A 13,682-nucleotide genomic window follows, 5' to 3' on the forward strand; every position below is an offset into this window, starting at 1 on the left:
TCCCACTAGACCTGATTACATTGTGCGTGTCTTTTCGTTTCCACTCTTGAAAAATCGATACAATTCCTCATATGTTTCCTCAGGCGCTTCTTCTGCCAGAAAATGTCCGCAGTCTATGCCGCGCCCTTTGACATCATCCGCCCAATCGTGCCAGATGGATAGCACATCATACCATTTTGGCAGCTCGCCTTGTGCGCCCCATAAGGCGAGGACAGGGCAGTCTATCTTTCTATTACCCCGGTCTGCTTCATCCAGCTCATAATCGATGGAAGCACCGGCACGGTAGTCTTCACACATGGCATGGATGGTGCCGGGCTGATAGATGCAACGCATGTATTCAGCAAGTGCTTCAGGATGGAATATGGATCGATCACCGCGAAAATAGAAATTATCCGGATTCTCCCAAATCATTCTCTCAGGCAGGTCATAGGGTTGAGCCATGAAGAACCATCCCCAGAATTCTGTTGCGAAATCTTTATTGGTCCGCCTGAATGCCTCACCGGTTGGAATGATATCAAGTACCGCAAGCCTTGTGACAGCTTCAGGGAAATCCAACGCCAGCCGATAGGCGCATCTCGCACCTCTGTCGTGTCCGGCCACCGCAAACTCGTCGAATCCCAATTCCTTCATCACAGCAATCTGATCCCTGGCCATGACCCGCTTGGAGTAGGGGGAGTGGTCACTGGTGGTTTCAGGCTTCGAACTGTCACCATATCCTCTCAAGTCCGGCATGACCACTGTAAAGTCATTGGCCAGAAGCGGTGCGATACGATGCCACATTACATGTGTCTGAGGGTGACCATGTAATAGCAGCAGCGGAGGACCTTCGCCGCCATAGCGTAATCTGATTTTCACTTCACCGGTATCTATCGTTTTCAATTGGAAGTTCTCGAGTAGCATGTTTCTGTCTCCTTTGTCAGCACAATTCAAGTATATATACCCTATAATGGGGATAGTTGATTGGTTTATATAAAGCGTAATAAAAAATGAAGTGCTTACAGTACTAAAAAGAACAGAGCCAAGATGAATTACAGGATATTCAGTTAAACAGAAACTACTATTTTAAGGCGGGGTTTAAAAGCATGGAAGTAGTATGTCAGAGTGTATTAAAACAGATTAAAGTAGCCGTAGATACGCTAGTAGAAATAATTGATACATTGGAAGAGTCTGATTTGCAGAAAAGGCCAACTGAAGGTAAGTTTTCAATCGGTGAAATGCTCGAACATACTGCTTTGATCTGTGAAGCTGACTGGCGAATCTCCAATAGTGCTACGCAAAAGGAAATGGAAGAGTTTTATACGAGTTTTTCTCTTATGAGCTTGGTGGCTATAAAAGAGGAGTTATTACATGGTTATGATTCATTGGAAAAGAATTATTCAAATTTATCAAATGAACAGCTTCTTGAAAAAACTTCTGCGTATTGGGGAGTGACATATACTCGTTATGAGTGGTTATTGGAAATCTTGACTCACATTTTTCATCACAGAGGTCAATTACATGCAATGCTGGTTCACTGTTACGCAAAAGATCCGAATCTGATGCTCTTTGAATAATCGATAAGATAAGACGTGAAATCACTAAGGAATTTCTGTTGCATAAATAACTGTTATTAGTAGAAGAGACGTTAGGGAGAGCCTTTATATCGTGTTATTTCTTATATAAAAGATTGGGAGGACTATTTATGAAAAACATACTGATAACTGGTGCTTCAGGCAGAATTGGATCAAATGTGGCTGAACATCTTAAGGGGAAGTACCATCTGACTCTAGCCGATATACAAAATGAGTCTTCGGAGGACCCCGGTGATGATGAAATGAAACGTATTTCTCTTGATATTACGAACCTTCAAGATTGCCGTGAGGCATTCAGGGGAATGGATGTCGTTATCCATCTTGCAGGAGATCCATCACCGGAGGCAGATTTTGAATCGGTGATGCGCATCAACATCGAAGGGACCTACAATGTGTTCAGAGCCGCTCAGGAAGCGGGTGTAGAGCGGGTGATTTTTGCGAGCAGTGTACACACGGTGAAAGGGTATCCTGCAGATGTACAGCCGCACCCCGATATGCCGGTGCGACCGTTAAACCTGTATGGTGTGAGCAAGGTTTCCGGAGAAGCATTTGCCTCGTACTTCGCCTACCAGGAAGATCTGCCCATCATTGCACTTAGAATTGGAGGATATGATGCAGTGGCTCTGACAGATGGCAATCTAAGCGCAAGTGATATGAGCATCTATCTGAGTCCAAGAGATTTGAACCATCTGATGGAACAGTGCATCACGACGCCTATGATCCATCCATTTGAAGTGATCAACGCAGTCTCGGACAACAGATTCAAAGGACTCGATATACAGAAGACCATAGAGCGTTTCGGTTATGAGCCTATGGATGATGCGTTTGAGAAATGCGGGTATACATTTGACAGCTGAATACCGCACGGTGAATTCAGAAACGCCCCGGAGCCTAGATGTGACATTTGGTTCCGAGGGCGTTTTAGTCACCCATATTCATTTTTGGATAGACATTAGATTTCTACGAATGAAATTCGCAGTTACAGGCTCCAGACCTAATTCCCGCGCCCAGATGGAGAGTTGGCCGATATGGTGGATCTCGTGAGCAGTGACATGAAGAAGTATTTCATCACGTGTAAATTCTTCTTCATCCCATGGGACAGATACAATTCTATCTTCAGTTTCCTTCAATTCGACGTCCAGATAATCTGCCACTTCTTTTCTTAATCTGTCGGACAACTTTTTTACTTTTTCCAGACTATTGTAGTCCTCGAAGTTGTACACGATATCCTCCTTACCTCGAATACTGCGAATCCAACTTTGTTCCACATCGATGATATGGAACAGAGTATACAGTATACTGCCGGGACCTCCAGTTCGATTTTCAACCAATATCTCATCAGAAAGCTGACTGCATCGATCCATCCACTCCTCTCTGACCTGCCAATTATACTTAAAAAAATGAATCATTGAATCCCTCCTGTCCATTTTCATTATACTCAAACTTACTCATTAAAGAATCTATAAGTCAATTAAATGGATTGCAACTCAGCCGACAGGCAGAAGGGTATCCAAGCCGCCCCAATTGATTAAAAATGGTTATTCTGCTATAATTGTTTTAAATCGGACAACAAATATCCGGTTTATAGTGAAGGGATGTGATGATGGACATGAAAATGAAAACAGGCGTTGAACAGTCGGTCTATGCTGCGCTGCTTCTGAACCTGCTCCCAGAGGGTGCGGTTTTGCACAGTGATGAGATCAGCAGGCAGATTGGTGCTTCACCGACGTATTTTCAGAAGCTCCTGAGAAAGATGGCCAGCGCAGATCTGGTCACTTCCGTCCCTGGCACCAAAGGCGGTTTCAAACTGAAACAAAAGCCCGAGTCGATTCGGGTCTACGATATATATGTCGCCATCGAGGGACAGCAGTCCATCTATACACCGAGCGGCATCCTGGGTGACATGCTTGAACTGGAAGGGAACGACCGCTGCTGCTTCCTCGGCAACCTGATGGAGGAGGCGGAGACGTCGTGGCAGTCTGTGCTGAAGCGGGAGACCATTGCGTCTTTGACCGAGCAGATACAGTCGGACCGTTATAAGCAGCAGATGAGGACACTTGAAAAATGGCTGGATGAGAAAATGGTCATCTAGCACTGAAGTTTTGCATTTTACGAATCAATGAACCGAATAAATGAAAGAAGTGAAATGGAATGATAGTAGGATTGGATCGAATCAATGAACTGGCAAACAAACAGAAATGGCAGGGGCTGACCGCAGAAGAGAGAGCTGAACAGATGCAGCTGCGTGAAGACTATATGCGCCAATTCCGTGGCCAGGTGCTCGACACTTTTGCAGGCCTGACAGTAATAGATCCAGAAGGCAATGATGTCACACCGGAAAAACTGAAAAGAGAACAGCAGATCAACAATTTATTCAATAAATAAAGATAAAGGATGTTTCAAATGAGACTAAGTGTACTGGATCAGGCACCTGTAACGAAAGGCAACAATGGCGTCGATGCACTGAATAACGCCGAAGAACTCGCAATACTGGCGGATGAACTCGGATACCATCGCATGTGGATGGCGGAGCACCACGGCATCAATTCCGTCGTCAGCTCGGCACCGGAAATCACGGCAGCCAGACTGGCAGCGAAAACTGAAAATCTGCGCATCGGAACAGGCGGCGTGATGATGATGCACTACTCACCGCTTAAGATGGCTGAAGTGTTCAAGACACTGAGTGCATTCTCACCGGGCAGAATCGATTTCGGCGTCGGCCGCGCTCCAGGGGGAGATGGCAATGCCATCTACGCACTGTCCGAAGGCATGAGACCCGGCATGGATGATATGTACGAGAAATTCCAGATTGCCATGCAGCTGATCAGTGATGAGAAACCGGCAGGCCGTCTTTACGGTACAACGCCGGCAGTGCCACAAGGCGTCACGTTGCCTGAAGCATGGATGCTTGGATCGAGCGGCAACAGTGCCATTGAAACAGCCAAGATGGGTGCTGGATATTCATTCGCACAGTTCTTCAATGGTCAGCTCAGCAAAGGCATCCTTGATGCTTACAGGGACAACTTCGTACCATCAACACTGATGGAGAAGCCTGAAATCAATGTATGCTATATGGTGACAGTCGCGGAGACGAAGGAAGAAGCGGAATACCAGGCACTGCCGCAGGACATCTCCGGCCTCTGGCTGTCACAAGGCAAGATCGGCCAGTCGCTGACACCGGAAGAAGCAAAAGATTATCCGCTGACGGAAATGGACAAGATCAAGATCCAGCAGAGAAGACCGATGCACATCGTCGGGACCGCAAAAGAAGTTGCCGACAATCTCAGAGCGGAACAGGAGAAATACGGCTTCGATGAAGCCATGATCGTCAGCATACCGCATGCTCAGGAAACACGCCTCAATGTGTACAGATTGCTTGCGAAAGAGCTGCTATAGAAATATTGAAACCAGGATATCATCATATGTCCTGGTTTTTTATTGCTATTTCTACAAAAGAGTTTCAACTACTATTATTAATATGACACACAGCTGTCCTGCTAAAAATGGTAAAGTAGGTTCAACAAGATCAAAGGAGGCGTCCATCAATGGAGCAATGTTCATGGCCGCAAGGCAATGCACTCATGCAGACCTACCATGATGAAGAGTGGTGCAGACCGAATTATGATGATCGGTATATTTTCGAAATGCTGATATTGGAAGGCGCACAGGCCGGTCTGTCGTGGAGTATTGTCCTCGCGAAAAGAGAAGCGTATCAGGCAGCGTTCAACAACTTTGATATAGAGTATTGCGCTGGACTCAATGATGAGGATCTGGAAGCAATAAGAGAGAACGATAATGTCATCAAGCACTTTGCGAAACTTCAATCTGTGCCCACCAATGCTCAGGCGGTATTGAAGATTCAAAAGGAGTTCAATAGTTTTTCCGACTTCCTATGGCGCTTTGTCGAATATGAACCGGTCATTAATAGCTGGGAAACAGATGCGCAAATACCTCCGCAGTCTCCTTTATCCGTCCAGATCAGTAAAGACCTTAAAAAGAGGAGTTTCAAATTCGTAGGACCAGTAACCACATATTCCTTCCTGCAGGCAATCGGCATGGTGGATGATCATATCAGATCCTGCAAGTTTCATACTTTGAATAGATAGATGAAAAATGAGAGATATTAGAATGAATAATCGTTAAAGAACTACAAGAGGTGAATTAAGTGGAGCAGAGACAGCTCGAAAAATATGCTGATGACTTTCTTAAAAGAGCATTTGATATGCCACTCGGCATACCCATCCGCGTTTCAAAGCGGATGAAATCAAATCTGGGTGCATTCCGCATCAAGTATGTCAGAGGCAAGAAGAATCCTCAGGGCATGGAAATCTTCATGTCCGACGAATTCATAAAGAATAATCCACACGAAACCATCCTTGATGTCCTATACCATGAATGCGTCCATTATGCATTATTCGTTACTGGCCAGCCATATAAGGATTCTGATGCCATGTTCATCAGGACATTGGACCGGTTGGGAATATCAAAGACACGTACCCATATGTATAAAGGGCAGAGCCATCTGTATGAATGCCGGAAATGCAGATACCAGTTCAGCAGGAACACGAAAGGGTATGAGAATCGGTATATCTGCCGAAGATGTGGTGGGAAGTTTACGTATGTAGGTGTGACTGCAAAATAACCAGGAGCTATTGGAGTATGGAGCGCACAGGATATCCAGTCTAAGATATAGCCTGCAATCAGCTACCTATAAATTTTCAAAGAAAAAGAACTTCATCCGAAGTTCTTTTTTTATACTCAAGGTTATCTTGTAAGGTCGATTGCATCAGGAATAGGGGGATATGAAGAAAGCATGGTGTCCACCAAGTTCAGATAACAGTTCTATAATTTCACACTCAACTTTTTAATTTCGTCCAATTTCAATGCATTCTGGAATCACATCTACACTGTTAAAAAAGATGTCCTGGAAGGTGAAATGTGGGATATGATGTCAGGCGTCGTGACAGTTGCTGAAAATGGACATTTTTCAATCTACCAATGTCCTATGAAATGCTTGCCCAGATGCCATTTGGTTCAGTTGAACAAAAAGCGGGTAAAAAAACATATTGAGGCAGACGTTGAAACAAGAGACATTTCAACTTTGTCGTGATATACTTCCGTTCAAAGTCGACACTAGAGAAAAATTAAACTGGAGGATTTATGATGAAATTGGTCAAATTGAACAATGAATTGGAAATTCCGGTAGTCGGTAGTGGTACGAATACGTATGGCAAAGAAGACAACACCTTCAAAGGCGAGTTGAGAGGAGACACCCAGGAAATCGACTGGGCAGTTGAAAATGGGTACCGTCATTTCGACTCTGCCCAAGTCTACGCCAACGAAGAAGTCGTCGGTAAAGGGCTCAACCAATCAGACCTTAAACGTGAGGATTACTTCATCACTACCAAGTTGAACACAAGTAAAGGATTTGCCGGCCATGATTGGATAAATGCTGAAATTGAAAAAAGTCTGGAGAAACTGCAGACCGACTATATAGATCTGTTCCTGATCCATTTTCCATGGGATGACAATGATGAAATTGTAGAAGTCTGGCGTGTTTTAGAAGATTATTATAATCGTGGTGTATTTAAATCCATAGGTGTTTCAAACTTTGAAGAAAAGCATCTTGATCCAATACTTCAAAATGGAACAGTCAAACCGGCTGTCAATCAGATTGAATCTCACGTCGGCAAGTGGAATGATGCATTGATTGATTATAATAAATCAAATGATATCGCTACTGTCGCCTGGTCGCCGCTCGCTGGTATAGATGAGGATGCGAAGCAAGTACTGCAGGAAATAGGCAACCGTTATGACAAGACATACGCCCAAGTTGTCCTGCGCTATCAGATTGAACGGGACGTCATTGTCATTCCTAAATCCCACAATAAAGAGCATCAGGCTCAAAGCCTAGATATCTTTGACTTTGAACTCACAGCAGATGATCGTGAACGTATTGGTGCGCTGTAATTTAAAGAATTCTGAGGGTGTTGCACTCTGACAACTGAATCATTTCAAAGGTATGTCTTCTGTAATCTACAAGGGACATACCTTTTATTTCTGTTAAAAAAAAGCTGAATTTACTGTTCTTGAAACAGGTCGATTGATTATATGACAAGTAAAGACTGAAGATACTAATTGAATAGATCATTAAATTTAACGCAAGTGAATTCATAGATCCTTGATATACCCTCTCTGAACATATATTCTTGCTGAAACAGGATTTCAATTTCAGTTGAACATCTTGGGATAGGGTTTAAACAAGTAGTGAAATAAAAGTATGTAAATAATAAAACTGAAAGCAAATTAGTTTATTTATTAAGGACATTATACGACAGATACGGAAAAAACTATCCTTCCTGAATTAGAAAGGAAGGATAGCTTGATATATATTATTAAGTTCCAGAAATTTTCATTTGGTAACCTGGACATCAGGTTATTTCATCAGATATGAACTATCCCATAGCGGTAACTTTGTACCCAGATTCTTTTCAAGTGCATTCTGGTATACTTTATATCCCCACGCAACATCTTCAGTAGGGAGCCCGCCAGTCATACAGATAATGACCTCATCATCCGATTTTCTACCTTCCTTGTCTCCAGCAATAATATTACCTATATCATCAATCTTGCCGCTGTCATAGTCTCCATTATTCACCATTTCCAATAGTTGTCCTGACATCGTCCAATCAAGGATGCTGCTGATACCCTCAGGATGACTTAAACCATCCTCGAGCCATTTTTCATGCATGGACCACAGATCAGCGACAATCCGATTTTCTTTATATGTTTCTGGAGAAAGATCTGCAGCTCCTGTTAGGAGTATCAGAGCGCCTGGTTTTATACTGGAATGATTGATACTAGGTTTTACTTTTCCTGATGTCGCAACTGTTACAATGTCGGACTGGCTGATGCATTCATCCATATTGTCTACAACTTCTACTTTCAAATTAATCTTCTTCTCAAGTTTTTCAGCAATCTGTTTTCCTTTTTCAACGTTTATGTCGAATAATACAACTTTCTCAATGGTGTCAACTGATGTTGTAATTGCATCAACACAAGATTGATTTATGGCACCGCCACCTACAGCACCAACAACTTTTGCATTTTTACGTGCAAGATGCTTGGATACAACGCCTGGGACAGCACCAGTTCTGGCAGAACTGATCAGATTGCCTGCCATTATGGAAAGTGGGGCGCCTGTATCTTTATCATTTAGTGTAAAAGTATGAATGGAGCGGGGCAGTCCTTTGTTGAGATTTTCAATATTTGATCCGTACCATTTGTTGCCGACAACATCGAATTCACCACCTAGGTATGATATCAAAGACATGAATCTTCGATCTGGACCTGCTTTTGGTATATTCTCGAACTTCTCTTCCTTGTTGAACCACAGCATGAGACCATGATCATTTCGGTTGGGTCCCCCCATCATGTAGTCGCCTTTGCCGACCAGTCTGAACATTTCTTCGATCGTGTCGATGCACTGCTTCATATCCAGAACGCCTGCTTCGATAACTTCCTCTTCTTTAAGATATAGCAATTCAAGTTTTTCAGACATTATGCATTCTCCTTAATGTTAAATTTAATCCATCTCCTGTAGTAGGAGAAGATGAATATTGCAATACTTGCTCCGATTGTAATAATTGTGAAAAGCCAGTGTTGACCACTAAGAATAAACAATGGAGCGAACGTGATAACCAGTATTTCCACTGGTGCCATCGGAATATAGGCTAGGCCGAATTCATCAAGTGTTTTACTTTTAAGTTTAGGATCTACAATCCTTAATAGTGCTATACCCATAGCCACTGCTCCTGTTATCCAACCAAAAGTGAATATCCCTTTTTCAAACCAATTCTCCTGGAAGTATAATTGCGAGACGAAACGGTAAAAGAAAAATGCGAAAGCGATTCCAAAAAGAATCAAAATTGTAAACGGTACGATGTTGTTTGCGACAACTGTCAAATTTATCGAAGCAATACCAAAAGCTACTAGGATGTCTGTCGCACTACCACCAATTTTGGACATGATTCCTTTATCAATGTACTGATCCACTTTTACTGCTTGCATCATCTGCATTAAGATGAGCCCGGATAGAAATGACAAGGAAAAGGCAGGAATTGCCAAGTTAGCATATAATGACTCTCCGAATACGCTTAAATAATAGCCTATCGTAGTCACAAGAACCACAATTGCAAGATGAAAGACAAGTGGGTCAATGGATATGCTTGATACAGTGTCATTTCCCATAGATTCTCTTTTACTTTCAGGCAAAAGTCCTGTTCTTAATTCTTCAGGTAGTTCATTGAAACTACTTATGTAGTTTGTCTGTCCCTTATTTGCACTAGATTTTATCAACAAAAGACCGACTACAATAGCAAGTACAGCTCCTATTGTGGCGGATGTCATGGCTAGTGATGTTGCCTCTTCCCACCCTTGTTGAGCAAAAGCATCACCTATGGCTGCAGCTGTCCCATGGCCGCCAACAAAACCAGCTGCCAATATCAGTCCAAAACCATTATGAACATCAAACAATGGTACCAGCAATACAAGAGCAAATAGAAGTCCGCCACCCCACATTAAGAGCATGATGATCTGTGAGTATGACCAAAGTCCGCCCACTTTGTTTATTACTTCCGACCATTTGAATTTTTCTGTAGAGAGTGGGAGAGCAGCGAAAACTACAGCAATCAATACTCCAGGGTAGTTGCCAATCAAGTCTGAAAATGGAATGAGTCCAAATCCATTCGGGCCAAGTGCCAGACCAAGAACTCCAGCAATAATACTGGCAGGCATAAATGAACGCTGCAGTAGTCCCACTTTGGCTCTTAAAATCATACCCAATAACAAAAGAAGAGATATTAAACCTAAATCTGTCATAATATCCCAGATACTGAAATCCATTTTGTAACCCCTTTCAAAATGAAGTAAAAAAAATCTAAACTATTTGTATAGAATTTAGAAAATTTATAAATTGAGCATATCACTGTAAAAGGATTAAGTAAACCTTTTTTATTAATAAAAGGAATAAAAATTCCTTTTTGGTGTTTACCTTTATATTTCCTTCTATATAACTTATCCTTGAAATGAGGTGTTAACATGGAGAACGAATATAACATTCTGAAAAAGATTATAGAAATTAAAGATGGCATGCCGAGAAAACAAAAGAAATTCTGTGAGTTTATCTTGAGTGAATACAGAGAAATTGGCCTGGATTCAATTTCGAATATGGCTGATAAAGCAGAAGTTGGTACAACGACTATACTAAGGACAATAAAAAATCTAGGCTATGAAAATTTCAATGACTTCAAGAAAGATTTACATACTGCAGTACTGGATACCCAGACACCGAAGTGGTGGAAGTTTGATCCAGAAAACTCGAATGATACTGGAGAAGAACAAATCAGAAGTGTATGGAACAAGATTAATATGATGCAGAAATACTCACTGAATACTGATCTGGAAAAAAGTATATTGAAAGCAGTCAGTCTAATGATGAATGCTGAAAAAATACATGTGTTCGGACTAAGAACTTCAAGAGCCGTAGCAATATATCTAGAAAATAGTATTAATCAATTCTATCCGAAATGTAATCAGTTAAGTTATGAGCCGCACTTCATATTCGATAGACTTTTTCATGCGAACGAAAAAGAGACGATTATCCTGATTGCTTTGTCTCCTTTTACACAATTGACCTATGACGTGGCTGAATATTGTAGCGAAAAGAATATAGAAATTATTTTAATCACTGATAGTATGAATAATTCCATGATTCCATTTGCTAAAACGACTTTATTATTATCAAGAGCTGATGAGCATTTTACTCTAGTGCCTGCAATGTCTCTTGTAGAAACACTTACCGTCATACTGGGAGCTAAAGTTGAAGAAGACAGTAGTAAGGCATTAGAGGATGTAGGAAGTTTAATTGTAAGAAAAAATATAACAAAAACATGATTCAGTCAGCATGACAATTGAATAAAGCATAATGAAAACGAAAGTTTTAATTACTCTAAACACACGGAAACCCGTGTGTTTTTTTATAAATTCAATGAAACCCCTTGCAAAATGTAAGCGGTCCCCCTATTATCTTATTTAGATACAACATAAATCTATGTTAAATCTATGTAAGGAGAATATAAATGGATAACAGATTACTACTCACATTTTACGGTGACGACTTCACTGGTTCTACGGATGCCATGGAAGCGCTGCACCAATATGGACTAAGAACGCTGCTTTTCATGACACCGCCTGACAAGGCACTCCTTGATCAGTTCGAAGGTGTACAGTGCATCGGGGTGGCGGGCACTTCAAGGGCAAAGGATCCGGAAGGGATGAGGGAAGAGCTGACTCCTGTATATGAAGCATTCCAGAAAATGAACCCTTACTTTGTACACTACAAAGTATGTTCGACTTTCGATTCTTCACCGTCAACCGGCAGTATCGGCTATGCAGCAGACCTGGCCAGAACTTATTTTAAAGAGGGCATATTCCCATTGCTTGTTGCAGCACCGGCGCTCGGCAGATATACGGTATTCGGCAATCATTTTGCGAAGTTCCACGGTGAAACGTATCGACTGGATCAGCACCCGGTCATGTCCCGTCATCCGGTGACGCCGATGGACGAGGCGGACTTGAGTGTTCATCTTTCAAAGCAGACGGATCAGCAGGTCGACAAGTTTACTGCAGCTGATATGGCTGAAGGCAAGCGCTTTGATATTAAAGAAAAGAATGCGATTACGCTGTTTGATGCACTGGAATCGAAACACATGAAGACATTCGGCAAAATGGTCTGGGACAGCAGGCATGAAGATGCGACTTTCCTGATCGGTTCTTCCGGTGTGGAGTATGCACTGGGTGAAACTTGGAAAGACAATGCCGACGTTAACCAGAACAGCCTTGGCCTGAAACCGAACGCCATTGATGAAATGCTCGTTGTTTCAGGCAGTGTATCGGATGTTACAAAGAGACAGCTCGAGGAAGCGGAGAACAACGGCTTCCATACTGAGCGGGTACCTTACGAGCTGCTTGCGAATGAAGAAGTTCCGACGGATTATCTGGATAAGATCATCGAACTGATCCATCAGGAGAAGAAAGTCGTCATCTACACAGCGAGGGGCGCGGATGACCCGGTTGTTGAAGAGACAAGGGCTTATTTTACAGATAAGAATGTAACCGGTTCCCATGGTAATCATATTGGCAAGCAGCTCGGCAGATGGACGAAATACATCATGGACCATTCGGATATCCGCAGGTTGGTCGTCTCGGGTGGAGATACTTCCGGATTCGTCACATCACAGCTCGGCATCTATGGCATGGAAGTCATCGAGTCCATAGCACCAGGGGCGCCATTGTGCTTAGCATACTCCGATCAGGAACGCTACAACCATCTGGAGATCGCACTTAAAAGCGGTCAGCTTGGTGGGGAAGCCTTCTACGGAAAGGTTTTTGAAGCAGGAAAAGAGACTACAGTCTAGAGGAGTTTGAAAATGCTATTAAAAGACATCGCCTACGATAGGATCAAGCAGAAGATACTAAACGAGGAGTATACTCCGGGCAAGTTTCTGTCCGAGCGCACATTGATTGAAGATCTTGATATGAGCAAGACACCGATTAAAAATGCACTGATTCGCCTGGAAACAGAAGGTTTCCTCACCGTTTCATCCAAGCAGGGCATTTTCATCAATGAACTGTCGGTCGACAAGATCAACGATATGTACAATCTCAGGATTGCACTTGAGACGTTCAACTGCAAGTTTCTGCATGGCAGGATCACCGAGTATCAGCTGGATGAACTGAAGCAGATACTTGATGTCACAAAAGAAGTGACGGATAACCTCGATATAAACAGTTTTGCCACTTACGATCATGAATTCCATTTGGCCATCAGCAACATGGCAGGCAATATGGAAATCACCGAGATACTGATCAACAGGCAGGACCACTTGCGCAGAATTACATTGAAGCACTTGAGAAAGGATCCTGAGAGAGTGAAGATCTTCTATCAGGATCACCTGCAGATATATGAAGCACTGAAAGCCCATCAGGCGGAGAGTGTTCATCTGATGGAGCAGCACCTCGAAAATTCAAAATCGATATTGTTCAGATAAT

Annotated in this window: 15 protein-coding genes; 11 read left to right on the top strand and 4 right to left on the bottom strand. The window is 42.6% G+C overall.

All coding sequences use genetic code 11. From position 1 onward, the window contains the following. Positions 1–15: 15 nt before the first annotated feature. Positions 16–900 (bottom strand): alpha/beta fold hydrolase, encoded by an 885-nt coding sequence (locus J4760_RS01990; RefSeq protein WP_237604609.1) that lies wholly within the window; start codon positions 898–900, stop codon positions 16–18. Positions 901–1,082: 182 nt separating this feature from the next. Between J4760_RS01990 and J4760_RS01995 the strand changes: the two genes are divergently transcribed. After that, positions 1,083–1,553: a DinB family protein gene (locus tag J4760_RS01995; protein WP_237604610.1), complete on the top strand. Its 471-nt coding sequence runs from the start codon at positions 1,083–1,085 to the stop codon at positions 1,551–1,553. 128 nt (positions 1,554–1,681) lie between these two features. After that, a complete protein-coding gene (locus J4760_RS02000) occupies positions 1,682–2,428 on the top strand; it encodes an NAD-dependent epimerase/dehydratase family protein (RefSeq protein ID WP_237604611.1) in 747 nt (248 codons plus the stop codon). Between the two features lie 78 nt (positions 2,429–2,506). On the opposite strand, the gene J4760_RS02005 is transcribed toward J4760_RS02000, so the two are convergent. Beyond that, the gene (locus tag J4760_RS02005; protein WP_237604612.1) at positions 2,507–2,980 is read right to left on the bottom strand and encodes a DinB family protein; all 474 of its coding nucleotides are present in this window, start codon (positions 2,978–2,980) and stop codon (positions 2,507–2,509) included. A gap of 200 nt (positions 2,981–3,180) precedes the next feature. On the opposite strand from J4760_RS02005, the gene J4760_RS02010 reads away from it, so the two are divergent. The 6 genes from J4760_RS02010 (at position 3,181) to J4760_RS02035 (ending at position 7,541) form a co-directional block, all read left to right on the top strand. After that, entirely contained in the window at positions 3,181–3,663 is a 483-nt protein-coding gene (locus tag J4760_RS02010) for an RrF2 family transcriptional regulator (RefSeq protein WP_237604613.1), read from the top strand. A 59-nt stretch (positions 3,664–3,722) separates the two neighbouring features. Next, positions 3,723–3,956: a DUF896 domain-containing protein gene (locus J4760_RS02015; protein WP_237604614.1), complete on the top strand. Its 234-nt coding sequence runs from the start codon at positions 3,723–3,725 to the stop codon at positions 3,954–3,956. A gap of 18 nt (positions 3,957–3,974) precedes the next feature. Next, positions 3,975–4,967, top strand: a complete 993-nt coding sequence (locus tag J4760_RS02020; protein ID WP_237604615.1) for an LLM class flavin-dependent oxidoreductase — start codon at positions 3,975–3,977, stop codon at positions 4,965–4,967. A gap of 149 nt (positions 4,968–5,116) precedes the next feature. Then, positions 5,117–5,677: a DNA-3-methyladenine glycosylase I gene (locus tag J4760_RS02025; RefSeq protein WP_237604616.1), complete on the top strand. Its 561-nt coding sequence runs from the start codon at positions 5,117–5,119 to the stop codon at positions 5,675–5,677. 59 nt (positions 5,678–5,736) lie between these two features. Then, positions 5,737–6,213: a SprT-like domain-containing protein gene (locus tag J4760_RS02030; protein ID WP_237604617.1), complete on the top strand. Its 477-nt coding sequence runs from the start codon at positions 5,737–5,739 to the stop codon at positions 6,211–6,213. A 521-nt stretch (positions 6,214–6,734) separates the two neighbouring features. Then, the gene (locus J4760_RS02035; RefSeq protein WP_237604618.1) at positions 6,735–7,541 is read left to right on the top strand and encodes an aldo/keto reductase family protein; all 807 of its coding nucleotides are present in this window, start codon (positions 6,735–6,737) and stop codon (positions 7,539–7,541) included. 466 nt (positions 7,542–8,007) lie between these two features. On the opposite strand, the gene J4760_RS02040 is transcribed toward J4760_RS02035, so the two are convergent. Then, entirely contained in the window at positions 8,008–9,132 is a 1,125-nt protein-coding gene (locus tag J4760_RS02040; protein WP_237604619.1) for a tyramine oxidase subunit B, read from the bottom strand. Beyond that, on the bottom strand, positions 9,132–10,475 hold the full coding sequence (locus J4760_RS02045) for a sodium/glutamate symporter (RefSeq protein ID WP_237604620.1): 1,344 nt from the start codon (positions 10,473–10,475) through the stop codon (positions 9,132–9,134). The genes J4760_RS02040 and J4760_RS02045 overlap by 1 nt, the downstream gene beginning before the upstream one ends. Before the next feature lie 195 nt (positions 10,476–10,670). Between J4760_RS02045 and J4760_RS02050 the strand changes: the two genes are divergently transcribed. From J4760_RS02050 to J4760_RS02060, 3 genes are all read left to right on the top strand, one after another. After that, complete coding sequence (locus tag J4760_RS02050) at positions 10,671–11,525, top strand: MurR/RpiR family transcriptional regulator (protein WP_237604621.1); 855 nt, start codon at positions 10,671–10,673, stop codon at positions 11,523–11,525. A 185-nt stretch (positions 11,526–11,710) separates the two neighbouring features. Further along, the gene (locus tag J4760_RS02055) at positions 11,711–13,048 is read left to right on the top strand and encodes a four-carbon acid sugar kinase family protein (protein WP_237604622.1); all 1,338 of its coding nucleotides are present in this window, start codon (positions 11,711–11,713) and stop codon (positions 13,046–13,048) included. Positions 13,049–13,060: 12 nt separating this feature from the next. Then, positions 13,061–13,681, top strand: a complete 621-nt coding sequence (locus J4760_RS02060) for a GntR family transcriptional regulator (RefSeq protein WP_237604623.1) — start codon at positions 13,061–13,063, stop codon at positions 13,679–13,681. Position 13,682: the final 1 nt, after the last annotated feature.

The sequence above is a fragment of the Salinicoccus sp. ID82-1 genome, from assembly GCF_021991715.1.
In the GTDB taxonomy this organism is placed as follows: domain Bacteria; phylum Bacillota; class Bacilli; order Staphylococcales; family Salinicoccaceae; genus Salinicoccus; species Salinicoccus cyprini.